18 protein-coding genes are annotated in these 23,668 nt (G+C 66.6%); 12 read left to right on the top strand and 6 right to left on the bottom strand.

Going from position 1 to position 23,668, the window contains the following annotated elements; translation table 11 throughout:
- Nucleotides 1-160 precede the first annotated feature (160 nt).
- Nucleotides 161-1,402, top strand: a complete 1,242-nt coding sequence (locus ACXAEH_RS22615) for a glycosyltransferase family 4 protein (protein ID WP_475036326.1) — start codon at nucleotides 161-163, stop codon at nucleotides 1,400-1,402.
- A gap of 137 nt (nucleotides 1,403-1,539) precedes the next feature.
- The gene (locus tag ACXAEH_RS22610) at nucleotides 1,540-2,457 is read left to right on the top strand and encodes a sulfotransferase domain-containing protein (RefSeq protein WP_475036325.1); all 918 of its coding nucleotides are present in this window, start codon (nucleotides 1,540-1,542) and stop codon (nucleotides 2,455-2,457) included.
- Between the two features lie 304 nt (nucleotides 2,458-2,761).
- Here ACXAEH_RS22610 and ACXAEH_RS22605 read toward each other — a convergent pair whose 3' ends face one another.
- Nucleotides 2,762-3,391, bottom strand: coding sequence for a response regulator transcription factor (locus tag ACXAEH_RS22605; RefSeq protein ID WP_475036324.1), 630 nt, complete (start codon nucleotides 3,389-3,391; stop codon nucleotides 2,762-2,764).
- Nucleotides 3,392-3,445: 54 nt separating this feature from the next.
- A complete protein-coding gene (locus ACXAEH_RS22600) occupies nucleotides 3,446-3,976 on the bottom strand; it encodes a hypothetical protein (RefSeq protein ID WP_475036322.1) in 531 nt (176 codons plus the stop codon).
- Between the two features lie 244 nt (nucleotides 3,977-4,220).
- Here ACXAEH_RS22600 and ACXAEH_RS22595 point away from each other — a divergent pair, with 244 nt between their 5' ends.
- The 6 genes from ACXAEH_RS22595 to ACXAEH_RS22570 all read left to right on the top strand — a co-directional run bounded on the left by ACXAEH_RS22595 (nucleotide 4,221) and on the right by ACXAEH_RS22570 (nucleotide 12,448).
- Nucleotides 4,221-5,207, top strand: coding sequence for a helix-turn-helix transcriptional regulator (locus ACXAEH_RS22595; RefSeq protein WP_475036358.1), 987 nt, complete (start codon nucleotides 4,221-4,223; stop codon nucleotides 5,205-5,207).
- Entirely contained in the window at nucleotides 5,204-5,869 is a 666-nt protein-coding gene (locus ACXAEH_RS22590; RefSeq protein WP_475036321.1) for a hypothetical protein, read from the top strand. The genes ACXAEH_RS22595 and ACXAEH_RS22590 overlap by 4 nt, the downstream gene beginning before the upstream one ends.
- Before the next feature lie 182 nt (nucleotides 5,870-6,051).
- A complete protein-coding gene (locus tag ACXAEH_RS22585) occupies nucleotides 6,052-8,400 on the top strand; it encodes a calcium-binding protein (protein ID WP_475036319.1) in 2,349 nt (782 codons plus the stop codon).
- Between the two features lie 155 nt (nucleotides 8,401-8,555).
- Complete coding sequence (locus tag ACXAEH_RS22580; RefSeq protein WP_475036318.1) at nucleotides 8,556-10,391, top strand: type I secretion system permease/ATPase; 1,836 nt, start codon at nucleotides 8,556-8,558, stop codon at nucleotides 10,389-10,391.
- Complete coding sequence (locus tag ACXAEH_RS22575) at nucleotides 10,388-11,809, top strand: HlyD family type I secretion periplasmic adaptor subunit (RefSeq protein WP_475036317.1); 1,422 nt, start codon at nucleotides 10,388-10,390, stop codon at nucleotides 11,807-11,809. Before ACXAEH_RS22580 ends, ACXAEH_RS22575 begins: the two co-directional genes overlap by 4 nt.
- 417 nt (nucleotides 11,810-12,226) lie before the next feature.
- The gene (locus ACXAEH_RS22570; RefSeq protein WP_475036315.1) at nucleotides 12,227-12,448 is read left to right on the top strand and encodes a hypothetical protein; all 222 of its coding nucleotides are present in this window, start codon (nucleotides 12,227-12,229) and stop codon (nucleotides 12,446-12,448) included.
- A 354-nt stretch (nucleotides 12,449-12,802) separates the two neighbouring features.
- Here ACXAEH_RS22570 and ACXAEH_RS22565 read toward each other — a convergent pair whose 3' ends face one another.
- Nucleotides 12,803-13,810, bottom strand: a complete 1,008-nt coding sequence (locus ACXAEH_RS22565; RefSeq protein ID WP_475036314.1) for a replication initiator protein A — start codon at nucleotides 13,808-13,810, stop codon at nucleotides 12,803-12,805.
- A 472-nt stretch (nucleotides 13,811-14,282) separates the two neighbouring features.
- On the opposite strand from ACXAEH_RS22565, the gene ACXAEH_RS22560 reads away from it, so the two are divergent.
- Together ACXAEH_RS22560 and ACXAEH_RS22555 are read left to right on the top strand one after the other, a co-directional pair.
- Nucleotides 14,283-15,707 (top strand): AAA family ATPase, encoded by a 1,425-nt coding sequence (locus ACXAEH_RS22560; protein WP_475036313.1) that lies wholly within the window; start codon nucleotides 14,283-14,285, stop codon nucleotides 15,705-15,707.
- A 53-nt stretch (nucleotides 15,708-15,760) separates the two neighbouring features.
- A complete protein-coding gene (locus tag ACXAEH_RS22555) occupies nucleotides 15,761-16,885 on the top strand; it encodes a ParB/RepB/Spo0J family partition protein (protein ID WP_475036311.1) in 1,125 nt (374 codons plus the stop codon).
- Nucleotides 16,886-17,057: 172 nt separating this feature from the next.
- Here the strand turns inward: ACXAEH_RS22555 and ACXAEH_RS22550 are convergent, their stop codons facing one another.
- Nucleotides 17,058-18,374 (bottom strand): UDP-glucose dehydrogenase family protein, encoded by a 1,317-nt coding sequence (locus ACXAEH_RS22550; protein WP_475036309.1) that lies wholly within the window; start codon nucleotides 18,372-18,374, stop codon nucleotides 17,058-17,060.
- Between the two features lie 306 nt (nucleotides 18,375-18,680).
- Nucleotides 18,681-19,409: an ABC transporter permease gene (locus tag ACXAEH_RS22545; RefSeq protein ID WP_475036307.1), complete on the bottom strand. Its 729-nt coding sequence runs from the start codon at nucleotides 19,407-19,409 to the stop codon at nucleotides 18,681-18,683.
- Nucleotides 19,410-19,621: 212 nt separating this feature from the next.
- Between ACXAEH_RS22545 and ACXAEH_RS22540 the strand changes: the two genes are divergently transcribed.
- Complete coding sequence (locus tag ACXAEH_RS22540; protein ID WP_475036305.1) at nucleotides 19,622-21,097, top strand: KpsE/RkpR family capsule polysaccharide export protein; 1,476 nt, start codon at nucleotides 19,622-19,624, stop codon at nucleotides 21,095-21,097.
- 16 nt (nucleotides 21,098-21,113) lie between these two features.
- The gene (locus ACXAEH_RS22535; RefSeq protein WP_475036304.1) at nucleotides 21,114-21,773 is read left to right on the top strand and encodes an ABC transporter ATP-binding protein; all 660 of its coding nucleotides are present in this window, start codon (nucleotides 21,114-21,116) and stop codon (nucleotides 21,771-21,773) included.
- A gap of 59 nt (nucleotides 21,774-21,832) precedes the next feature.
- On the opposite strand, the gene ACXAEH_RS22530 is transcribed toward ACXAEH_RS22535, so the two are convergent.
- A complete protein-coding gene (locus ACXAEH_RS22530) occupies nucleotides 21,833-23,419 on the bottom strand; it encodes a stealth conserved region 3 domain-containing protein (protein WP_475036303.1) in 1,587 nt (528 codons plus the stop codon).
- Between the last annotated feature and the right edge of the window lie 249 nt (nucleotides 23,420-23,668).

Below are 23,668 nucleotides of genomic sequence, written 5' to 3'. Positions count from 1 at the left end.
CCTTGCCCTCCACACCTAGCGGCTGGGCGGCGGCGGCGCCAGAGCCCACCGCCGCCCGGCTGCCGCCCAGGCGCCGCCACCGCCGCCCTGCCGCAACAGGCGGCGGGCGGGGCACAGCCTGCGCTTGCATCCCGGGCGCCGGCGCGGCAAGCATGAGCCCATGAAGATTTTGTTTGTGCATCAGAATATGCCCGGCCAGTACCGCGAGCTTGCGCCCTGGCTGGCGGCCCAGGGCGGCCATGAGATCGTGTTCCTGACCCAGCGCGGCGACGTGCAGCTGCAGGGCATCAAGACGGTCACCTACAAACCGTTCCGGACCCCGGAACAGGACGCCTTCGGCCTCTCCAAGGACTGGGAGGCGGCGGCAGGCACCGGCCTTGGCGCGGCGCTGGCGGCGCGGCAGCTTCGCGACGCGGGCTTTACCCCCGACATCATCATCGGCCACACCGGCTGGGGCGAGCTGCTCTATATGAAGGACCCCTACCCGGACGTCCCGATCATCGGCTTTTTCGAGTATTTCTACCGCACCGAAGGCGGGCTGGTGGGGTTCGACCCGGAAAACCCGCCCAACGACCAGGCCTATTTCTTTGCCGAGGCGCGCAACACCGTGCCTTACGCCAGCATCGAGCTGGTGGATCAGGGCCATGTGCCCACCGCCTGGCAGCGCGACCGGTTTCCGGCCAGTTTCCACGACCGGATGTATCTCTGCCATGACGGCATCCGCGCCGACAAGCTGGGCCCCGATCCGCGCGCCTCGATCGGCCTGGGGCGGCTGGAAAAACCGCTCAGCCGCGAGGATGAGGTGGTCACCTATATCGCCCGCAACATGGAGCGCGCCCGCGGCTTCCACATCATGATGCGCGCCCTGCCCCGGATCCAGGCGCAGCGCCCCAAGGCGCGGATCCTGATGATCGGCGGCAACGAGACCTCTTACGGCGCCGAAAGCAAGCACCCCGGCGGATTGCGCGGCGAGATGGAGGCGGAACTGGGCGGCAGCGTCGACTGGAGCCGGGTGCATTTCCTCGGCAAGGTGCCTTACGGCGACCTCACCCGGATCATCCAGCTGAGCCGCTGCCATATCTATCTGACCATGCCCTTTGTGCTGAGCTGGTCCTTGCTGGAATCGATGGCGATGCAGGCCACCGTGGTGGCGGCGGATGTGGCGCCGGTGCGCGAGGCGATCAGCCATGGCGAGACCGGCCTTCTGGTGGATTTCTTCAGCCCGGAAAAACTGGCGGACCAGGTGGCGGAGGTGCTGGCCAATCCCGGCGATTACGCCCATATCGGCCCCGCCGCCCGCGCCCATGTGCTGGAGAAATACGATTTCCTGAGCCGCTGCCTGCCGGAGCATATCGCCCAGATCAATGCCCTCGTGCCGGAGGCACGGAGAATAAAGATTTAGCCGGAGGCACGGAGGATCAAGGTCTAGCCGGAGGCACGGAGAATAAAGATCCAGCCGGAAGCACGGCGCATAACGATCCGGCCGCAGGCGGGGGCGCCCGGTTTGCAAAGTTTGTAAAAAATTCAGAACAGCCTCTTATGCTCCCGTGCTTGAATGCCCAGGCCCGGTTGCGGGACCGGGCCTGGACCGTGCCGCGGGGCGCAAGGATGCCGGATCAATTCAGAAAACTGGACTACTTCATAGCCGGCGTTCAAAAGAGCGGCACCACCTCCCTTTTCGAGAAAATGACCTCGAACGCTCAGTTTTTCAGGCAGGCCCGGAAAGAGATCCACTTTTTCGACCAGGACATGCTCGACTGGCGCAATCCGGACTACCGGCTTTTGCACCGCCACTTTGCAGAGGCCGAAGCCTCTCACATCATCGGGGACGCAACGCCGGTCTACATGTACTGGCCGAATTCAATGGAACGGATTGCGCGTTACAATCCCGGCGCAAAGATCATCGTGATTCTGCGGCATCCTTCATTCCGGGCTCTGTCCCACTGGAAGATGGAAGTGGCGCGCGGGGCCGACAGGCTCAGCTTTGCCGCCGCGGTTTCAGACGCCGGCAGGCGCAGGCTGCAAAAGACCGAAGGCCACCATAGAAGATGGTCCTATGTGGAAAGAGGTTTTTACAGCGGCCAGCTCAACAGAGTGCTCAGCAGCTTTGGCAGGGAGAATGTCTTCATTTGCACCACCGATGAGCTGTTTGCGGATGAAACAGCCCTGATCAACAGGCTCTGCATCTTTCTGGGCGCGGTTCCGGATTACACGCCGGCGCTGGATAAAATCATCAGGTCCATGGATAATTCCCATATCTCCTGTGATGCCCAGGAAGAGCTGGAGTATCTGCACGGCCTGTACCGGGCCGACATTGAGGAAACCGCCGCCATAGCAGGTTTGGATTTAACGGCCTGGCTTGATCCGGATTATGCTGAACAGGCCAGCCGCCCGGCGCCGCCGCCTGGCGCTGTCCCGGCGCCCGGCATGATGGATCAGGGGCGCATGCAGACCTGAAACCCCGGCCTAAATCCCAGCCTGGAATACGGGCCTGAAATACGGGCCTGAAATACGGTCTTTGGCAGCCGCTGCACGGCAGCGGTCAGGATGCTGGAACCGCCCCGGCAGCCCCCAAAGGCTTCCGGGCGCTGTTTTGGCCACCGGCCGGATGCGGCGGGCCCCGGCCCCGCCCGCATCCGGCAAGCGGCGTCCCGGCCCTTGCGGCCGGGCGCGCCTGTTGCGTCCTTGCTCTTGCCCCTGCCGGCCCCGGGCGGGGCCGGCTCTATTAATGGCGCTGCGGCCCCGGGCGGGGCCGGCTGTCTCACTGGCGCGGCGGCTCCGCCGCCGGCGGCAGCTGCTCGGAAGCCCAGAGCGCCGCCTGGGTGCGGTTCTTGGCGCCGATCTTGCGGAAGCAGGTGCGCAGATGCACTTTCACCGTGGCCTCGCAGATGCCCAGCTCATTGGCGATGCTCTTGTTGGTGGCGCCTTCGGTCAGCTTGGCCAGGATGAGCTGCTCGCGCTCCGACAGCCCATGCGCCTGCGCCCCCGCACCGTTGCGGGCGCCGTTCACCGGCGCCGCGCGCGGCGCCGGGTAAGGCTGCACCGCCATCCCTTCCGCCGCCGCCTCCGGCAGCACGATGCGGTAGCCGTCCTGCACCACCTGCAGCGCCGCAATCAGCGCATCGGCCGATTTGCGCTCCGGGATCACCGCCTCGGCATAGGCGCTCAGCGCCGCCTGCACCGCGGGCGGGCAATCATCGCCGGTGACCAGGATCAGATGGGCGCCGCCCTTGCGGGCGCGGAAGCCGCGCAGCTCCGCCTCCAGCGCGTCGCCGGTGTCATGGCTGTAGAACAGCACCAGGTCCTCTCCCGGCAGCGGCGGCAAATCCGCCAGGCTGCCGCAGCAGTGCCCGGTTTCATAATCATGTGCTTCACAGATAGTCAGAAACATGTCCCTGAGAAGCCTGCTTTCCCCCACAATGTGAACAGGCATCCAATAACTCCTTTACTCGTAACCACGGCCGGATCCTGCTCCGGCCCGTCCCTCGGGAGCGCGCTTTTGCGGCATGCCCACCCCCGCAGGCTGCCCTTGTGGCAATGCGCCGCCACTCCCTGGAACAAAACTCACCCGCCTGCTGCCGATGTGGCCCCGGCCGCGCTTCTGCGCCGCCGTTTCCGGATCGTGATAAAAACAGAACAGACCCGGAAAAAACACTCTGGACCGGGCAGCGCAAACGGGCGTCCAAACACTTCTGATGCGCATTGCTGTGGATAAACCGTAGCGAATCCAGCCGATTTTGTTAAGAAACTTCCCCTCCTGGAGCAGTGCTTTTTGGCAGGGCCGCGCCGCCCGCCGCCGGGGCCCGGGCACTAGGCGGCTGTTTTTCCACGCGATCTGCCGGAATTCCCTTACCCCCTTGGCATTGTCTCCAATGGGGAAACGCAGTGTTTCCAAAGGCAATCTTACAATTTTAAGATATTTTACTTTTCCCGTTAAACAACCCTGGGTTTTTTGATTCGGCGCATCCTGCCCCAAGCGGCTACCCCCATGGTGGTATTTTCCGCGCCCCGCCCCGGCGCCGCACCGCCCTGCCCCGGCCTTTGGCGTACCCCCTCTGCCCGGTTTGCCGCCGCGGCCGGCGTGCTACCTTCTGGGCATTCATAATGTCATGCCGGGGGGCAACATGGTTATGTTGAGTGCGTCCGTTGCGCAAGCGGGCAAGTTATTGTTTTCGAAGTCTCTGCAAAGGCAAATATCCTCTCTCACATCATTGGCTCTGGTGCAGCCGGGACAGCGCAGCGCGCCGGTTCTGACCAGCGCCGGCGCCCTGGGCGACACCTGCCCGGACACCGCCGCGGCGGCGCTGCGGCGCCAGCTGCAGCCCGGCCGGGCCAAGGGCCTGCGGCCGCGCCGCCCGGGGGGGGCGGCGGCGCAGGCGCTGGCGGCCCGGCTGCCGGCCGGCCTGGCCGCCGACCTGGCCGCGGGCCGCGGCTGGGCGCTGTTTTCCTTCAGCTTCGAGGACTGCAGCGAGGACCTGATCGCGCTCAGGCTCGAGGACGGCCCGCATGATGCCCATTGCGGCGACATCCTGCAGGCGATCTGGCCGGTGCTGCGCGAGGATGCGCTGCGCGAGCTGGCCGGCGAGACCCAGGCGGCGGTGACCAGCGCGCTGTTGTGGACCATCTCCAAGAAGACCGACTCGGCGGTGCTGGTGCTCGACGGCGAGGGCCGGCTGCTGCATTGCAATGAATCGGGCCGCGACATGCTGGAAAGCGGCGACCTGCTCAGCGACCGCGGCGGCCGCCTCCGCTGCGCCCGCCCGGGCGACACCGCGGGCTTCTATGCGGCGGTGGCCGAATGCGCCCGCTCGCGCCGCGGCGGCGGCGGCGGCCATGCCACCCGCGCCCGCGAGCTGATCCTGTTCCTGGAGGACCGCGCCAGCGGCATGCGGCTGCCGGTGTCGCTGACCCGCTACCGCTGCGCCGGCGCCGAGGCGCCGCTGGTGGTGGCGATCCTGCCGCGCCAGCCCGACCGCACCCGCATCGAGATGCTGGCCCAGAAAATGGGGCTGTCGCCGTCGGAGGCGCGGGTGGCGGCGCTCATTCAGCTCGGCCTCTCCAACCGCGAGGCGGCGCATATCGCCGGCCTCAAGGAGCAGACCTTCAACACCTACGCCAAGCGGGTGCTGGCCAAGCTGCAGGCTGCGGGCCGCGCCGAGATGGCGCAGCGGCTGACCTGGCAGGCCTCGCTGGGGAGGGCGTCATGAACAAGCTGACGCTCGACGCGCCGGTGCAGGGCCCGCCCGCCCCGGCCGGCCGCCCGCCCCAGGCAGAGCCCGCGCAGGCGGACCCCGTGCAGGCAGAACCGGCCGCCGCGGCGCAGGCCGCTGCCCCGGACCAGACCCCGGACCAGAACCGGCCCGCGCAGACCCGGCCGGAACAGACGGCGCCGGAGGCGCCGGGCACGCCGCCGCGGCTCAGCGCCGCGGTGCTGGAGCAGATCGCCACCGCGCTGCGCAAGGGGGCCACCCCGCTGGCGGCGCAGGAGGATCTGGTGGCGCTGCACCAGCGCATCGCCGCCATGTTCACCACCCTGAACGAGGGGCTCGGCGCCCGCGCCGAGAAAAAGGCGGCAGAGGACCGCGCCGCGCTCAGCGCCCGCATCGACGAGCTGGAGGCGGCGGTGAACCGGATGGAGGGGGCGCTCAGGATCGAATTTGAACCGGTGCTCAAGGCGGCGGTCTCCGAGGCTTTGGCCCGGGCCGCGCCGCCGCCGCGCCGCAGCTGGCGCGGCCCGGCGGCCGCGCTTTTGCTGGCCGCTGCGGCCCTGGCCGCGGGCAGCTATTGGCACGGGCCGCTGCAGGCGGCCGCCCAGGCCGCCGCCGCGGCGCTTGAAAGCCGCACCGGCTGGCAGATGCCGCCCCTGTAAAGCGCCATTTTGTCCCCATTTGGGGGCATCGGCAGCGGCGCGGATGCGCTGCAATACCCCCAGAAGGCACCGCGACGCCTTTTGCGCCCGCCGCATCCAGCGGCATTGGCGCTGGCGGGGGCACGGACCCGGGCAGCAGCCCGCTGCTCAGCCCCGGACAGTTAACGAGGAGGAAATTCACCATGGGTATTGAAGACAGAAATCCAGACTGGGATGTCTGCGATCCGACATGCGACATCCGGTTCAGCGACAATAAATTCGACCCGGATTACAATAATGACGTCACCGAATGGGGCGGCACCGACGGCAATGTGATCAATCTGAACGATCATAACGCCGCCGACAACGCCTCGGCCGGAGCCGGCAATGATGCCATCTACGGCAACCAGCGCAACAACCGCCTCGATGGCGAAGAAGGCCAGGACTACATGGAAGGCCAGGGCGGCGACGACCTGATGGAAGGCGGCTCCGGCAACGACACCATGTTCGGCGGCGATGCCAGCAACCAGACCGACGACGGCGACGACTGGATGGACGGCGAAAAAGGCTGCGATTACATCGAAGGCGAAAACGGCAACGATACCATCCTCGGCGGCGAGCATCAGGACAGCGTGTTCGGCGGCAACGGCGATGATGTCCTGTTCGGCGACGACGCTGACGGCGACTACAGCTACGAAGACGGCGATGCCGGCGACTACATGTACGGCGACCTCGGCGACGACTGCATGGACGGCGAAGGCGGCGACGACTGGATGTGGGGCGACGAAGGCCAGTCCGGCGAAACCGAATACGACGGCGACGACACCATGTACGGCCGCGACGGCGACGACCGCATGAACGGCCAGGGCGGCAATGACCGGATGGCCGGCGGCCTCGGCGACGACCTGGTGATCGGCGGCTCCGGCGACGACGAGATGTTCGGCGACGAACGCCAGTCGCAGAATGACGACCTCGACTTCGGCGCCGACAGCGGCACCGGCAACAAGGACGAGCAGGTCGACGGCAACGACTGCATGCTGGGCGGCGACGGCAATGACACCATGGACGGCCAGGGCGGCGACGACACCATGTTCGGTGAAGCCGACAACGACCTGATGCAGGGCGGCCGCGGCAACGACCTGATGGACGGCGGCTCCGGCGACGACGACGTCAACGGCGGCGCCGGCAAGGACACCATGCGCGGCGGCTCCAACAACGACGTGCTGGAAGGCGGCGCCCAGGGCGACCTGATCTTCGGCGACCATGGCAACAACCTGGGCACCGAGCACGGCGAGTATCTCTACAAGATCGACTGGGATTGCTGCGACGACGAAGAGCCGAATGGCGATACTGTTGCGGCGCATGCCATGGAAGACGGCCTGCGCGAGGTCGACTGCCCGGACTGCTACACGCCGTATGACGATGGCCCGGACGGCAATGACGTCATCCGCGGCGGCTCCGGCGCCGACACCATCTTCGGGGAAGGCGGCAATGACGTCATCCACGGCGAGCGCGGCAACGACCTGGCCCATGGCGGCGACGGCGACGACATCCTCAAAGGCGGCCACGGTGACGACACCCTGCACGGCGACGGCGATGACGACTGCCTGCACGGCCAGGGCGGCGATGACCTCCTCAAGGGCGGCACCGGCGACGACACCCTGAAAGGGGGCGATCAGGACGACCGGCTGTACGGCGGCGAGGATGACGACTGGCTGTATGGCGGCAAGGGCGAAGACACGCTGCATGGCAACGACGGCGATGACAAGCTGAAAGGCGGCGAGGACAACGACGTCCTCAAAGGCAATGACGGCGAAGACACGCTCTACGGCAACAGCGGCGATGACTTCCTGGACGGCAATGACGACAACGACAAGCTGAAAGGCAACGGCGGCGATGACGTTCTGGAAGGCGGCGAAGGCGAAGACACGCTTTACGGCAACAACGGCCGGGACTGCCTCTACGGCGAAGAGGACAATGACTACCTCGACGGCGGCAAGGGCAATGACTTCCTGGACGGCGGCAGCGGCAATGACACGCTCAACGGCGGCCGCGGCAACGGCAACGACTGGCTGAAGGGCGGCGAAGGCGACGACTGCCTGAAAGGCGGCGACGGCAAGGATGTCTTCATCATCGACCTGGTCTGGGACGGCACCGAGTTCACCTCGGCCGACGGCACTGACGAAATCAAGGATTTCGACATTGACCAGGACCACGATGTGCTGCTGTTCCGCGTCACCAACACCGGCGACGGCACCGGCACCTCGGCTCAGGATGCCTTTGAGGAACTGAACGAGAACGGCCATGCCACCGTCACCGATGACGGCACCGACACCACCATCGAAGTGGGCGGCGCCACGGTGAAGATCCTCGGCCTGACCAACAACGAGAGCTACTACAGCTCGCTGGGCCAGGACGCGATCCCGATCGGCGGTGTCGGCATCAACGCGGTGACCACCGGCGATGCAGGCTCTTATGAGGCGATCCGGGTGCTGGCATCCGACGATGGCTTTGATGACAGCTACAGTGACATCTGGGGTCACGCTATCTGAGCCATAGGAACGGCGGGCCCGGGGTTTGACCCCGGGCCCGCCCAGCCCTGGTTCAGGACAGCGATTTGGTCCCCGGCCAAGGATTGCATCCTTGGACCAGGGCGCTGTTCTCCAGATTATATAACTTCAATTCGTGCAGCCGGGGGGCTACGACAATGAAGGTAAGACGGGTATTTGACGGTCAACGAGGCGTGCTCGCCGCCATTTTCACGGCCAGCATCTTTGTAAATCTCCTTGTCCTGACAGCGCCGCTCTACATGCTGCAACTGTTTGCCCGGGTCATGGCCTCGGGCAGCATTCCCACTCTGATTGCTTTGACCGCCGGCGCGTCCATCGCGCTGGTGTTCTTTTTTCTGTTCGACATGATCCGCCAGCGGCTGGTGGCGCGGCTGGGCGCCCGGCTCGAGGCGCGGCTCAGCCCGGCGGTGCTGGAAGGCATGATCAGCGGCCGCCGCCCGGCCTCCCTGGCCGGCGCCGAGCCGGTGCGCGACATCGAGGAGCTCAGGGGCTTTGTCACCAGCCCGCTGTTCCTGGCGCTCTTGGATGCGCCCTGGTCGCTGATCTTCCTGGTGCTGATCTTCCTGTTCAGCCCGGTGCTGGGCGCGGTGGCGCTGGCCGGCCTGGCGCTGCTGTTCACCCTGGCGCTGCTCAACGAGATGCTGGCCCGCGCGCCGATGGATGAGGCCGCCAAACAGGCCAATGCCACCAATGCCCAGGTCGGCGAAATGATGCAGAACGCAGGGCTGATCCACGCCATGGGCAAGACCGGGCCGATGATTGCCCGCTGGCAGCTCAAGGCGTTTTCCGCCCTGATGTTCAACACGCTGGCCACCGACCGGGTGGCGCTGGTCACCTCGCTGGCCAAGGCGGTGCGCATGGGGCTGCAGATCGCGGTGCTGGGCGTCGGCGTGGTGCTGGTGATCAACAACCAGCTGACCCCGGGGCTGATGATTGCCGCCTCGATCCTCCTGGGCCGCGCGGCGGCGCCGGTGGAGCAGTCGATCGCCGGCTGGCGCGGCTTCCTGAAGGCGCGCGGCGCCCATGCGCGGCTGAACCTCTTCCTGGCCCATCTCGGCGCCGAACCGGAGCGGCTGGAGCTGCCGGCACCCGACGGCCGGCTGTCGGTGGAAGGCGCCACCGTGGCGCTGCCGGGCCGCCCCGATCCGCTGCTCCTGGACATCAGCCTGGAGCTGAAGCCGGGCCAGTCGCTGGGGCTGATCGGCCCGTCCGGTGCCGGCAAGACCACATTGGCGCATGCGCTGGCCGGGCTGCAGCCCCTGGTGCGCGGCCATATCCGCATCGACGATGCCGCGCTCACCGACTGGGACCCGGCGCAGATCGGCCAGCATATCGGCTTCCTGCCGCAGCGGGTCGAGCTGTTCCAGGGCACGGTGGCGGAAAACATCGCGCTGATGGACCCGGAGGCCAAACCCTCGGATGTGGTGGCGGCGGCGAAACTGGCGCAGGTGCATGAGATGATCCTGGCACTGCCCGGCGGCTACAATGCCGAAGCGGGCCCGCGCGGCGAGTTCCTCTCCGCAGGCCAGCGCCAGCGCATTGGCCTGGCGCGCGCCTTCTTCGGCAACCGCAAGCTGATCGTGCTGGATGAGCCCAACGCCAATCTCGACCCCGAGGGCGAGGAGGCGCTGGCCGCCGCGATCGAAGCCGCCTGCGCCCGCGGCGCCGCGGTGGTGGCGGTGACCCATAGGCTCAGCCTGTTGCGCCGGGTCAGCCATGCAGCCCTGCTGCAGGAGGGCCGCCTCATCCGCTTTGGCGAGGCCCGCCAGGTGATCGACGCGGCGGTGCAGCCGCTGTCCCAGGCCCAGGCGCAGGCCCAGACCCGGGATGATCCCAAGATCGCCCCCTTCCGCCACCGCAGCACGGACGGCAGCACGGAAGGCGGCAGCACGGGAAAGGACGCGGAGGGCGGCGACCCCGCGAACCGGCCCGCGAACCGGCCCGCGAACCGGAATGAAGGAGCAAGCGCATGAGCCTGGTGGAACATGACAGCCGCAGCCCGGCACCGGAACAGGGCACAGCCCGGACCCCGGCCCAGGGCGGTTTCCGCGACCTGATGCCGGCCGGCGGCACTTTGGATGTGCCGCTGCCCCAGCGCCCGCCGACCCGGGTGCGGCGGCTGGTGCTGTGGCTGCTGGTCTGCGGCTTCGGGTTGTTCGGCGGCCTGGTGTTCTGGGCCAGCCGCGCCGAACTGACCAGCGCGGTGGTGGCGCCCGGCGCCTTCAACGTGGCCGGCGACCGGCTGGCGGTGCAGCACCTCGAAGGCGGAATCCTGCGCGAGCTGAATGTCGCCGAGGGCGCGCGGGTGGCCGAAGGCGATGTCATCGCCCGGCTCGACGGCCGCCGGATCCAGGCCCAGATGGCGATCCTGAACGGCCAGATGGCCAGCCTCCTGGCGCAGCAGGCCCGGCTTGACGCGGAACTGACCGGCGCGGCGCAGCTGCAGCCGGGGGCAGAGCTGGAGCGGCTCACCGCCCAGGCGCCGGAACTGGCGCAGCTGGTGGCGGTGCAGCGCGACCTGCTGGCCTCCAACCGGGCGCTCTACCAGGGCCAGATGGACATCATCCAGGGCCGCATCAGCCAGCTGAACGATCAGCTCAAGGGCCGCGATGCCCGCATCCGGGCCGCCGAGGAGCAGCTGGCGCTGGTGCAGGCGGAGCTGGCGGATCTGACCGGATTGTTCGAAAAGGGCCTGGTGCCGAAAACCCGCATCAGCCAGCGGCAGATGCAGCAAAGCGGCCTCCTGGGCAGCCTCGGCGCGCTGGAAAGCGACCGCGGCAATGTGCTGGAGCGGATCGGCGAGATGCAGGAGCGCCGCCTGCAGGCCGGGCGCGACCGGGCGGCGCGGATCGCCGCCGAAAGCCAGGAGGTGCAGGAGCTGCTGCTGGACCTGCGCCAGCGCATCGATGCCACCCTGGACGTGGCCGAGCGCCAGACCATCCGCGCCCCGCGCGGCGGCCGGGTGGTGGGGCTGATGATCAACACCCTGGGCCAGGTGGTGGAGCCGGGCCAGACGCTCCTGGAGCTGGTGCCCGAGGATGCCGGCCTGTTGGTGGAAACCCGGGTGGCCATCGGCGATATCGACGAGGTTGCGATGGGCAGCCAGGCGCGGGTGCAGCTCACGGCCTACAGCTTCCGCTCCACCCCGCCGGTGCAGGGCGAAGTGGTGATGGTGGCGGCCGGCAGCAGCCTCGACCAGGCCACCGGCCAATCCTATTACCCGGTGCATATCCGCATCAAGGAGGGGGATCTGGCCGCCCTGCCCAACGTGAAGGCGCTGCCCGGCATGCCGGCCCAGGCGATGATCGAAACCGGCCGCCAGACTCTGGCCGACTATCTGATCAGCCCGGTGATGGCCAGCATGTCGCAGGCCCTGAAGGAAGGCACCTGACGGCAGGCGCCTGACGGGGGCCGCCCCCTGAAGGACGGCCGCCAGGAAAGGTATCGCAGAAAGGCAGCGGCTGAGGGGGAGCCGCCGCTCTGGAAGGCCGCAGCCCGGGGGGGAGGGCAGCAGCCTGTCCGGGCCCGCTTCAGCCGCAGGGCTGAGGCGGGCCTGTTAGTTTGCCCCGCCCGCCCTCCGGCCGCTCTGCCGCCCCTGCCGCAGCCTGCCCTTTTTCCGCCGCCTGCTCTTTTTCCGCAGCCTGCTCTTTTTCCGCAGCCTGCCCCTCCCGCGGGGCAGGCGGCCTGTTCCTTGGCAGGCCGGGGATAGCCCTCAGCACCCCCCGTCTATCCTTTGGTGCAGCAGCGCCGCCCCGCACCCCATGCTAGAAAGAGGACAACAACAGCTCTCACCGGAAGGACACAGGACATGGCCCTGATCAGCACCCTCACCGCAACCGCAACCGCCCTGACCGCCATTGCCGCCGGCAGCTTCGTCCTCACCCTGGCGCCGCTGCTGGCCCTGATCCTGCTCTACCCGCTGGCCACCGCCGCCGTCAGCCGCGCCATTGAGTATTTCTTCGACCGCCAGGACCAGAGGATCCGCCGCCCCGGCCTGCCCTACTACAGCCCCAAACCCTACTTCGGCTGATCCCGCCCCTGCCCCCCTTGCCCCCAGGCGCCCTGCATTCCCGGCCGGCCCTCCCCCGCCCGGTTCCGCCCCGGCCTCAGACCGCGCATCCCCCCTCCCCGCCGGCATCTGAGACCGGGGCCGCTCTCTCCCGGAAGCCTGATCTCCCCATCCCGCAGATAGGTCCGGTCCGGACCAAATGTTTCGCGCGCGAAACATTTGGTCAATCATGCTGACCTTTATTCCGGCTCCCGCCGGAGCCTCCGGCGGGCGTATTTAAGACCAGAAAGAAGCCGGGCGGCGCCTTCCGCCCGGCTGCGTCTTTCTGGTTGCAAATACTCAAAATCCCCGGCTGGCCCGGGGCGCCGCCGCCCGCTACTGCGCGGCGCGTTTCCGGACCCAGCCGAGGAAGGCCGCATCCGGCGCCCTGAGGCGCGGGCTGCCGGAGCGCAGCCACATGGCGCGCCATTCCGCCTCCAGTGCATAGGCGTCCGAGCCCGGGATCAGCGCGCGGGCCTCCTCCAGCGTGTCCGGTTTCAGAGAGGGCGCATTCAGCACCGCTTCCGTGACCGCCGCCTTCTGGCTGAAGCGGATCACGTCGCCCTCCAGCTCCTCCAGCGCGTAATCGGGCAAGGGCTGGCTTTGAATCATGTCGCGGATCATCTTGCGGAACACCCGGCGCGGGCTCGCGGAGCCGGATTTCTTCAGCAGCGTCTCCACCGAGACCTGCCAGCTGTTCTGCCGCCCGCAATGCTTGCGCGCCAGCTCGTAGATCCGCCGCTCCAGCGGTTTCCTGAGCCGGAAGTAATCGCGGCTGAGCGTCAGCACCGATTTCGACAGCACCGCGCGGTAGAGCCAGTCGGACAGCGTCACCGCGACGCTGACCATCTTGCCGCCGCGTGCTTTGCGCACGATCTCCCATTTCTCGATCAGGCCGAACCCGGTGGTGACCTCTTGCCCGCCGGTGACGATATTGGTGGTGATGCGGGTGCCCGCCAGCCGCTCAAACGCCTCGCGCAGGCGCCGGTAGGCGTCACCGCTGGTCTCGCGGTTGGTGGCGGCCAAAAGGTCATGCGCCTTCAGGTGCAGGGTGCGGCTGACCTGGCGGCCGGCATTCAGCGCCGCCATCAGCTGGCTGATGCAGAAGATCAGGATGTCCTTGTCATGGATCGTCGCCAGCCCTTTGACCGAGGGCGTCACAGTGATCTCGGCGCCATTGTGCTGGTAATTCAGAATGCGCCGGTCCGGCCGTGTGCCGAGCGAAAACAACGGGTGCTCCATCGACGCCAGGTCGTTCTTGGGGATCGCCCCGAAGATATCGCAAAGGAAGAAATCCCCCTGCCCTTCCGGCGGAATCCCATCCGCTGTCAGCTCTGCCGCCATCTGCCTGCCCGTAGTCTGCACCGCGCCGCCGGGATCTGATGGCCCTTTTGGCGACTCGTTTTATCGTGGTTTTGATTACGCTCACCCTAGGGTTATCCACATGGCCCCGCAACGGGGGATCGGAATCGCTTTGCCGGGGTTTCGGAGTTGTTTGAACGGGGTTTCAGAATCGCCCCTGCCCGGAAATCCGCCCCCATCGTCAATAAAAAAAGGGCTTTGCGCGACTCGAGGCTCTCCTGTAACTAATAAATAACTCATAATTAACAGGGCAGAATTTTTTCACCGCCCTGAGATCCCCCCGCTGTCCCCTGCTGCAACCGTCCGGATTGCTTAGAAAAACCAAGCGGCATGCGCATTTTCCTTTCATGTGCGCTGTTTTTGGGTATTCTGGCAAAAAGGCGGCACATCGGGGCTGCAAAGCAGATAACAGCAGGCAGGACCCAACCGGTCCAAGGACAGCAGGCAGATCCTCATGGCCAAAGATATCCACAGGAAAGAAACCCCTAGGGCAAACGCAAGCCTTCCCCCCTATTTCAGCATCGATCCGGAGGCGGCTTTGGCAGAGCTGGACACGCCAACCAGCACCGCAGGCTTTGCCGAGATCGCCGCCGCCTGCGCGCAAGGCCGCGCCGACCTCGCCAGCCGCGGCATGAACGAGGAGGGGCGCAAGGAGCTGCGCCTGTTCTCCACCTGGGAAATCACCCGCTATCTGATCCCCGTCGCCCAGGCCCATTTCCGCCGGGTGCTGAAGGCCAATCCCGATCTGCCCCAGGGCCGTTCCGAAACCGAAGGCGGCGCCAAGTGGTTCACCCTGGATGAGGTGCTGCGGCTCCGGGCGCATTTCGGCGCGCAAGGATCGAAAGCCAAGGAATACATCCCCTACCGCCCCGAAGGGCTGCCCGCCAAGATGGTGGCGGTGGCGAACTTCAAGGGCGGGGTGGGCAAGACTTCAACCGCGGCGCATCTGGCGATGTCGGCAGCACTCGACGGCTACAAGGTGCTGGTGATTGATCTGGATTCCCAAGGCTCAATGACCTCGATCTTCGGCGGAAGGGTCGAGGATGAATGGCAGACCGCCTTCCCGCTGCTGGCGCGCCACTACGGCGAGCATCTGCGCACTGAAAACCAGCGCCGGCTCGACCGCGGCGATGCCCCGCAGCCGCTGGATGAGGCGCTGGATGCGGCGATGGAGATGACGGCTGGGGACGTCATTCAGACCACGCACTGGCCCAATATCGACCTCATTGGCGCCCAGCTGAACCTCTATTGGGCAGAATTCCAGATCCCGGTCTGGCGGATGGCGGCGCGCAGCTGGAAGCTGTGGGATGCGCTGACCGAGCGGCTGGAGGCTGACGGGGTGCTGGACCAGTATGACGTGATCTTCATCGACACGCCCCCGGCGCTTGGCTACCTGACCATCAACGGGCTCAGCGCCGCCGACATCCTGTTGGTGCCGATGGGCGCGTCTTTCCTGGAATTTGATTCCACCGGGCGTTTCTTTGACATGCTGCATTCCACCTTTGCCTCGATCGAGGAGGGCGAGAACCTGGCGGCGCGGGCGCTTGGCCGGCCCGGCCTCGCCTTTGAATGGGATGCGGTGCGCACCGTCATCACCCGCTATGACAGCGCCCAGCAGGGCGAGCTGGCCGCGCTGATGCAGGCCTATATGGGCCGGGTGCTCTCCCCGCATAAACAGGATTTCACCGCGCTCATCGGCCAGGCCGGCGAGCAGGTGAGCGGCATCTACGAGGCCGATTACCGCGACTTCAACCGCGAGACCTATGCGCGCGGCCGCGAAACCTTTGACGAGACCTATGCCGCCTTCAAGAAGCTCCTGATCGGGGTCTGGCACCGCGAGGCGTTGCAGGACGCGGCGGAGCAGCGCGCGGCGGGCTAAGGCCCTGACAAGGACTTTCCGGCATGATCCGCCCGGAGTGATGAGGACAGACAATGGCAAAACGCAAACGGCTCTCTCCGGCGCAGACGGATTACCTGACAGCCGCCCCCGCCGGCAGGCCCGCGCTTGGCAGCGCGTCTTCCGTGGGAGCGGCGCCGATTGCCCAGGTGGCCTCCGACGCCTCCGCCCAGGCGGCGCTGCAGGAGCTGTCGGGGGTGCTGGAAACCGCCCGCGCCAAAGGGCTGATGATCGAAGAGCTGCCGCTGGCGGCGATCGACGAGAACCACCTGGTGCGCGACCGCATCGAGCAGGATGAGGAAGAGCTGCAATCGCTCATGGACTCAATCCGCGCCCGCGGCCAGCAGACCCCGGCAGAGGTGGTGCCGCTGGAGGATACATTCGGGGGGCGCACCCATGGCCTGATCTCCGGCTGGCGCCGTCTGACCGCCCTTCGCAGGCTCTATGAAGAGACGTCTGACCCGCAATTCGCCACCTTGAAGGCGCTGGTGATCAAGCCCGACAGCGCCGAAGAGGCCTATGTGGCGATGGTCGAGGAAAACGAGATCCGGGTGAACCTGTCGCATTACGAGCGCGCCCGGATTGCGGTGCGCGCCTGTAAGGAAGGCGTCTTCACCCGCCGCAAATACGCGCTGCAGGCGCTGTTCGGCAATGCGGCCCGCGCCAAGCGCTCCAAGATCGGCAGCTTTGTCACCCTGGTGGAAGCCTTGGATGCGGTGCTGTTCTACCCCACTGCGATCAGCGAGAAACTGGGCCTGGCGCTGGTGCGCGAGATCGAGGCGGACGCAGGCTTTGCCGCCCGCGCCATCGAAGCGCTGCAGGCGGCAGACCGTTCCAGCCCGGAGGCGGAGCTGGCGGTTCTGACCCGGCTGGTTGAGGGTGAAACGGCGGAAAAGCCCAAGTTAGAGCCTGAAGTGCCCCCTGCCCCGCCTGTCCCCACAGCCCCGCCCAAGGCACCGCCGGGGCCGCTGGTGAGCCGCCCGCAGGTGCGGGATGTCTATGATCGGGACGCTGCCCAGCCGGGCGAGCGGATCTCCCTGCCAGCGCCCAAGGGGGTGGCACTGGGCTATACCCCCAGCGAACAGAAGATCGAGATCAGCGGCCCCGGCGTCAACACCGCCCTGGTCGAAGCCCTGCAGGCCTGGCTGAAAAAGCTCTGAGCAGAGCCTCCGCCGCTCTTTCATCTTTCCAAAAATACTCGCGCCGCAGGCAAAGGGCTTTTCCTTGGAAAAGCCCTTTTTAGTCTCTGATATCTGCAAAAGCCGGCCTGGCAATTAGGTCAGCATGATTGACCAAATGTTTCGCGCGCGAAACATTTGGTCCGGACCGGACCTATTTCAAGCCGCCGCGGCCGACCGGGGTATAGCTCTCGAAACCGGCCCGTTTGGCGGCTTTGGCGGAGTAGATATTGCGCAGGTCCGCCATCCGCGGCACCGCCATCTTGCGGGCCAGCTTCTTCAGGTCCAGGGCGCGGAATTCATTCCATTCGGTCAGCAGCACCACCAGACCGGCGTTCTGCGCCGCCTTGTAGGGGTCGTCTTCCCATTTGACGCCGGGCAGCAGCGCCTCGCCCTCGGCGCGCCCCTGCGGGTCCACCACCCGCACCCGGGCGCCGCCGCCGACCAGCGCGGGCACGATGGTGAGGCTGGGCGCCTCGCGCATGTCGTCGGTGTTGGGTTTGAAGGTGACGCCCAGCACCGCGATGGTCTGGCCGTTGAACGACCCGCCGCAGGCGTCGCGCAGCTTTTCGACCATGCGCGCCTTCACCTCGCTGTTCACCCGCATCACGGTCTCGGTGATGCGCAGCGGGAAGGCATGGTCCTGGCCGATCCGCGCCAGGGCTTCGGTGTCCTTGGGAAAGCAGGAGCCGCCGTAGCCGGGGCCTGCATGCAGGAACTTGTTGCCGATGCGGCCGTCAAAGCCGATGCCGCGGGACACTTCCTTGATGTCGGCGCCGACCCGCTCGCACAGGCCCGCGATTTCATTGATGAAGGTGATCTTGGCGGCCAGAAAGGCATTGGCCGCGTATTTGATCAGCTCGGCCAATTCCAGGTCGGTGGTCAGGATCGGGAAGTCGCGCAGATAGAGGGGGCGGTAGATCTCCGCCATCACCTCTGCGGCGCGCGCGTTCTGGACGCCGACCACCACCCGGTCGGGCTTCATGAAATCCTCGATCGCGGCGCCCTCGCGCAGGAACTCAGGGTTGGAGGCAACGTCGAATTCCGCCTTTGGGCTGGCCTTGGCAATGGCCTGTTTCACCTGCCGGTTGGTGCCGACGGGGACAGTGGATTTGGTCACCACCACCGCGTAGCCGGTCAGCGCCCGGGCAATCTCATCGGCGGCCGCCATCACGTAAGTCAGATCCGCATGGCCGTCGCCGCGCCGGGCCGGGGTGCCGACTGCGATGAACACCGCCTCCGCCCCGTCCACCGCCTGCGCCAGATCCGCGGTGAAGCTGAGCCGGCCCGCCTTGACGTTCTTCTCCATCAGCCGGTCCAGGCCGGGCTCGTAGATCGGCACCGCGCCTTGCTGCAGCCGGGCGATCTTGCCTTTGTCCTTGTCGACGCAGACCACGTCATGGCCGAAGTCCGAAAAACAGACGCCGGACACCAGTCCGACATAGCCGGTGCCAATCATCGCAATGCGCATCAGAATGCCCTTTCCCCAATCCCGGTCCGGCCGCCTTGGCGGCAGCCGCTGGCCCGAATGTTTGACCTGAAGGTAGAAGGATCTGCCGCGCCGGACAGGGCGGGCGCCGGAATTTTACCGCAGGGGCAGGGGTGGGCAGGGCAGGGTTGGGCAGGGCAGGCAGAGAGGGCTGGGAAATAGGTCCGGTCCGGACCAAATGTTTCGCGCGCGAAACATTTGGTCAGCCATGCTGACCTTAATTGCGGCGCGGGCCCAGGCGGCCGTCCGGCCGGGCAGGGGCGTTCCGGCCCCGCCGCCGCGGCGCGCTCAGCGGTTCAGGATGTTGCGGTGGAAGCGGCTCAGCAGCAGCAGGCCCAAAGCCATCAGAATCAGGCTGATCATCACGACATAAACCCAGTTCGCATAGGCCGCATTGTAGGTTGGGTAAAAGGCGGTGCGCATCAGCCCGGTGATATGGATCAGCGGGTTGTACCAGAGGATCGCCTGGGCATTTGCAGGCAGCTCTTCGAAGATGTAGAGCACGGCGGACGCAATGAGCAGCGGCCGGTTGAAAACCGTCCAGGCCACGTCCCACAACGGGAACAGCCCTGACAGCACGCAGTTCAGGGTGCCCACGCCCAGGCCCATCGCCATGGCGAGCCCGAGGGCACAGACGGCAGCGGGCAGATCCAGCACGGTGCGGCTGTCCACCACCAGCAGGATGCCGCTGGTCAAGAGGATGGTGATCAGGATGCCGGTCAGGCTGTTGAGGAAAAACCGCGCCAGCACCGCATCGGTCCAGGTGACAGCAGGATAGCGCAGCAGCGGCCGGGAATAGCTGAGGGCGCGGGTGATGGAATTCGCCAGTTCCCGGTACAGGCTGAAGGGCAGGTAGCCGGTGGCATAAAACAGCAGGAAGCTGGTGCCCAGAGACGGGTTGCGGATCACCAGCGAGAAGCCGACGGAGAGAAACATAATCGCCGCCAGCGGTTCCAGCACCGCCCAGAGGTAGCCGCCCGGGGTGCGCCCGTAGCGGGTCGACATCTCGCGCAGCATCAGCGCGGAAATCGTGCGCAGTGTTGCCAGGCGGCGGCGGGCGGCCTTGGGCGGCTGGGCCGGAGATGGGGGGGCGCCGCGGCGGCGGCGGAAGAAGAGCTGCTCATGAGGGCCGGTTGTGATTGTGTGGTTGTGAACGGCTGCGCTGCAGGCGATACTATGGAAGAAATCACAGGTAATTACAAACCGCAGAAATGCGGGGCAGGCAAAAAATGACACAGGATAGCCAGGCGCCTGCGGCAGAGCCGCAGGAACCGGAGGAGACAGGCCGCAGCGGCGGGCGCAAACTGCGGGGCAGCGGCAAGCGCCGCCGGGCCGCAGAGGCGGCGGAGAATCCTGGCACGCAGCCGCCTGCGCAGGCCACCGGGGCCGGCGCGGCAGACGATGACGGGGCAGCAGAGGACGGGACTGACGGGGCTGACGGGGCAGAGGCGGCGCCGTCTCCGCCCGCCGCCCGCAGCCGCCGCCAGAGGAAGAAGCTGCGCAAATGGCGCAATCAGGCCAAGGCCGCCCTGGCCGAACTGGAGGCGGTGCGGGATCAGCACCCGGCTTTCCCGGTGGCCCGTTCCGCCCATATGAAGGAGCGGCACTGGGGACTGGTGGCCAGCTTCGTGCTGTTTGTGCTGGCGCCGCTGGCGGCGGCGGCCTTCTACCTGTTTGCGGTGGCCGAGAATCAATATGCCTCCACCGCCGGCTTTACGGTGCGCAGCCAGGACAGCTCTGGCGCCAATGATCTGCTGGGCGGCCTCGCCAGTTTTGCCGGCAATACCGCCGCCTCCGACAGCGATATTCTTTATGAGTTCATCCAAAGCCAGGAAATGGCGGCGGCGGTGGAGGCGCGGCTGAACCTGCGCGCCCATTACAGCCAGCACTGGCCGGCGGACTGGGCCTTCTCGGTCTGGCCGGATGCCACTTTGGAAGAGCTGGTCTGGTACTGGCAGCGGGTGGTCGGGATCGCCTATGACAGCGGCTCCGGGCTGATTGAAGTGCAGGCGGTGGCCTTTGACGCGCAAATGGCGCAGGCGGTGACCCGCGCCATCGTCGAGGAAAGCCAGATCCGCATCAATGCGCTCAACGAGCAGGCCCGCGCCGATGCCATGCGCTATGCCCAGGCCGATCTCGACGAGGCGCTGGAGCGGCTGAAGGCGGCGCGCGAGGCGCTGACCAGCTTCCGCACCCGCACCCGCATCGTCGACCCGGAGGCCGACATCCAGGGCCGCATGGGGGTGATGAACAACCTGCAGCAGCAATTGGCCGAGGCGCTGATCCAGTACGACCTGCTGGCGGGCACCGTCAGCGAGGGCGATGTGCGGCTGAAGAAGGCGCAGCAGCAGATCGACGTGATCCGCGACCGCATCCGCATCGAGCGGCAGACCTTTGCCTCCAGCAATACCGATACCGGCGGGGTGGGGGAGGACTACCCGTCGCTGATCTCCGAATTCGAGCGGCTGACGGTGGACCGGGAATATGCCGAGGAGGCCTACCGGGTGGCGCTGACGGCGCTGGAGGTGGCGCGTGACGATGCGGCCCGCCAGAGCCGCTATCTGGCCACCTACATCAAACCGACCCTGGCCGAGGCTTCGGAATATCCGCGCCGCTTTGTGCTGTCGGGGCTGACCGGGCTGTTCCTGATGCTGGTCTGGTCGGTGCTGGTGCTGATCTATTATTCGATCCGCGACCGCAACTGACGGGCAGGGGCAGGCGATGGCACAGATCCGGTTCGAGAACCTGACCAAGAGCTTCCGGATCAAGGGGGAGCGCAAGGTGGTCGTCGACAACCTGAGCCTCACCTTGCCGGAGGGCAAATCCCTGGCCCTGCTGGGCCGCAACGGGGCCGGGAAATCGACGCTCCTGCAGATCATCGCGGGCACCCTGCACGCGGATTCGGGGCGGGTGGTCTCAACCGGCACCATGTCCTGGCCGGTGGGGCTGTCGGCCTCCTTCCACAAGGATCTGACGGGGGCGGAAAACGTCCGTTTCATCGCCCGCATCTACGGGGTGGACTGTGACGACCTGGTGGCTTTTGTTGAGGATTTTGCCGAGCTCGGGAAGTCGTTCCACATGCCGATGCGCAGTTATTCCTCCGGCATGCGCTCGCGGCTCACCTTCGGGGCCTCGATGGGAATCCGCTTTGATACCTATCTGATCGACGAGGTGACGGCCGTCGGCGACAAGTCCTTCCGGCGCAAGAGCCGGGAGGTCTTTGCCGACCGGATGAAGCTCTCCAGCGCCATCATGGTGACCCACTCGATGAAGCAGGTGCGTGAGTTCTGCGATGCCGGGCTGGTGCTGGAGAAAGGCCAGATGCGCTATTTCGAGGACCTTGAGGAGGCCATCGCCGTGCATGAGGCGATGCTGACCTAGCCCCGGCCCCGGACCGAGCTGCCGGGCGGGGCTGCCGGACGGGGAGTGCCGGGCGGCGGCTACTCGGCCGCCAGGCAGTCTGCGGCAGCGGCGCCCCGTTCCTCGGCAATCGGGGTGGGAAAGCGCTTGGCCAGGAACCGCGGGATCTCCCGGTTCCAGGCTTCGTCGTTATGGCTGTCGCCGCCGTCATTGAGGCAGAAGGTGCGGATCTTGCGGCCTTCCACCAGCGTCTGCAGGTCGCGCTGAATGTCCGGCGCGGTGTTCTTGAGCAGCCGGCTGCGGTAGGCGGTCCGGGTGCCGGCGCCGGTGGCAAAGGCATAATGGTGGAACAGGAAAGAGACGGTGGAGACATCGCTGGCCGAGCGGAACTGCGCCTGCCGGGTGCGCTCGAAGGCCTCCGGGAACGCGGCTTCCATCTCCTCCAGCACCGATTTCTTCAGCGCATAAGGCGCGTGCTTGTGCAGCCGGGCGGGCACCAGGCCGAAGCGGCGGCGCATCAGTTCGGCGCCGTTGCGGGCCGCGTTGAGGTAATCCTTGTCGCCCGCGCGCAACGCCCCGTTGACCACGCCGTAATCCTCAAGGTTGGCGTTGCACTGGCCGTTGGCGGCAAAGAAATAGGACTGCGGCAGCGGCTCGTTGATGAAGAAATCGTCGTTCAGGTACAGGAAGTTCTCCTCCAGCCCGGGAATCCGGTGCAGGAAGCTTTCGATCGCATGCGAGTTGAAGGTGGGCAGGCAATGGGCCGGGATCACCTCCGTGTGGTCGACCCAGACCAGCCGCTCCGAGGGCTTCAGCCACTCCGGCGGCGGGCAGTTGGAAAACACGAAAATGCGGTTGATCCAGGGCAGGTAGCGCTCCACCGAGCGCAGCGAGTAACGCAGTTCGTCGCGGTTGGTGAACCGGGCCAGGCTGCGGGCGTCGGCCTCATGCTCGGCAGGCTCATGGGCAATGCCCTTGGCCTTTGCGTGCATCGCCTGCCAGCCGGGATCGTCGTTGTTCACCCAGGTGTAAACCAGATCCACCGGCGCGCCCGGCGCCTCATCCGGTCGGCCGCCGAGGATATCGCTGCAGCGGTGCAGCCCGGGGCGCTGCAGGAGCGCTTTGTGCGAAGCGTGCACATGGCGCAGGTAACGGTTGCTGCTGTTGTGGCTGTCGGCCCGCTGTTCTTCCGGGTGCTGGAAATAGAGGCTGACCTGGATCCGGGTGGTCAGCCCGGCGGGCCAGTGCAGGGTTACCTGCCGCCGCTGCTGGCCGGAGGAGCGGGCCCATTGCAGGCTGGTGCCGAGGCAGGTCTCCAGCGCCGCCTGGAAGGCGGGCAGATCCTCGGTCCGCAGCCCCAGGTGCAGATCGTTGCCGCGGGAGGCTGGAAACACGATCACCGCCATCTGCTGCGCTGCGGCGTCCACCGCGGCGGTCAGCCGGGCGGCCACATCCGGGCAGGAGAACGCGGCATCGCCGCCAAAGGCCGGGGTCCGTTTGAACACTGCGGTGGCGGCTTCCACCGGGTTGGCGGGCGCGGCATGGCCGGGCCTGCGGGAGCCGGCCGCCCGGGAAGGAGCGAGCCTGTGATAGAGACGGCGGGCCATTGGGCCAATCAGCGGAACCGGCAGGATCAGGGCCCGGAGGCGGCGCTTGAACTTTGGCATTAAAATGACAACCCGTGTGCTCTTTACATGTGATTTTCTTTGGCCTGTCCTGCTCTCTTCAGGACCGTGCACATGCGGCCGGAACGGCAGGCTGACGCCCAAATGCCATGCTGCAGGCGCTTTGTCAAAAGCCTGCGGGCGGGGCGTCGTCTCGTTGTGATGTTTTGGCTATAAGGCAGGGATGCAAGAAAAGAGGACACCGCCGGTTTGATCATTACCCATTCCAAGGTTCAGACGCTGCAGCCGGTC

The organism is Leisingera sp. ABM4_060 (assembly GCF_056158765.1).
The sequence above is the reverse complement of the archived record's forward strand: the minus strand, read 5'-3'. Positions and strand labels throughout refer to the sequence as shown.

Excerpts from the sequence above, each read along its gene's own strand:
- ACXAEH_RS22565 (WP_475036314.1), bottom strand. The coding sequence starts at position 13,810 with ATGGCGGCAGAGCTGACAGCGGATGGGATTCCGCCGGAAGGGCAGGGG.
- ACXAEH_RS22610 (WP_475036325.1), top strand. The coding sequence starts at position 1,540 with ATGCTCCCGTGCTTGAATGCCCAGGCCCGGTTGCGGGACCGGGCCTGG.
- ACXAEH_RS22550 (WP_475036309.1), bottom strand. The coding sequence starts at position 18,374 with ATGCGCATTGCGATGATTGGCACCGGCTATGTCGGACTGGTGTCCGGC.
- ACXAEH_RS22590 (WP_475036321.1), top strand. The coding sequence starts at position 5,204 with ATGAACAAGCTGACGCTCGACGCGCCGGTGCAGGGCCCGCCCGCCCCG.
- ACXAEH_RS22605 (WP_475036324.1), bottom strand. The coding sequence starts at position 3,391 with ATGTTTCTGACTATCTGTGAAGCACATGATTATGAAACCGGGCACTGC.
- ACXAEH_RS22615 (WP_475036326.1), top strand. The coding sequence starts at position 161 with ATGAAGATTTTGTTTGTGCATCAGAATATGCCCGGCCAGTACCGCGAG.
- ACXAEH_RS22530 (WP_475036303.1), bottom strand. The coding sequence starts at position 23,419 with ATGCCAAAGTTCAAGCGCCGCCTCCGGGCCCTGATCCTGCCGGTTCCG.
- ACXAEH_RS22545 (WP_475036307.1), bottom strand. The coding sequence starts at position 19,409 with ATGCTGCGCGAGATGTCGACCCGCTACGGGCGCACCCCGGGCGGCTAC.
- ACXAEH_RS22540 (WP_475036305.1), top strand. The coding sequence starts at position 19,622 with ATGACACAGGATAGCCAGGCGCCTGCGGCAGAGCCGCAGGAACCGGAG.
- ACXAEH_RS22555 (WP_475036311.1), top strand. The coding sequence starts at position 15,761 with ATGGCAAAACGCAAACGGCTCTCTCCGGCGCAGACGGATTACCTGACA.
- ACXAEH_RS22585 (WP_475036319.1), top strand. The coding sequence starts at position 6,052 with ATGGGTATTGAAGACAGAAATCCAGACTGGGATGTCTGCGATCCGACA.
- ACXAEH_RS22575 (WP_475036317.1), top strand. The coding sequence starts at position 10,388 with ATGAGCCTGGTGGAACATGACAGCCGCAGCCCGGCACCGGAACAGGGC.
- ACXAEH_RS22535 (WP_475036304.1), top strand. The coding sequence starts at position 21,114 with ATGGCACAGATCCGGTTCGAGAACCTGACCAAGAGCTTCCGGATCAAG.
- ACXAEH_RS22580 (WP_475036318.1), top strand. The coding sequence starts at position 8,556 with ATGAAGGTAAGACGGGTATTTGACGGTCAACGAGGCGTGCTCGCCGCC.
- ACXAEH_RS22560 (WP_475036313.1), top strand. The coding sequence starts at position 14,283 with ATGGCCAAAGATATCCACAGGAAAGAAACCCCTAGGGCAAACGCAAGC.
- ACXAEH_RS22570 (WP_475036315.1), top strand. The coding sequence starts at position 12,227 with ATGGCCCTGATCAGCACCCTCACCGCAACCGCAACCGCCCTGACCGCC.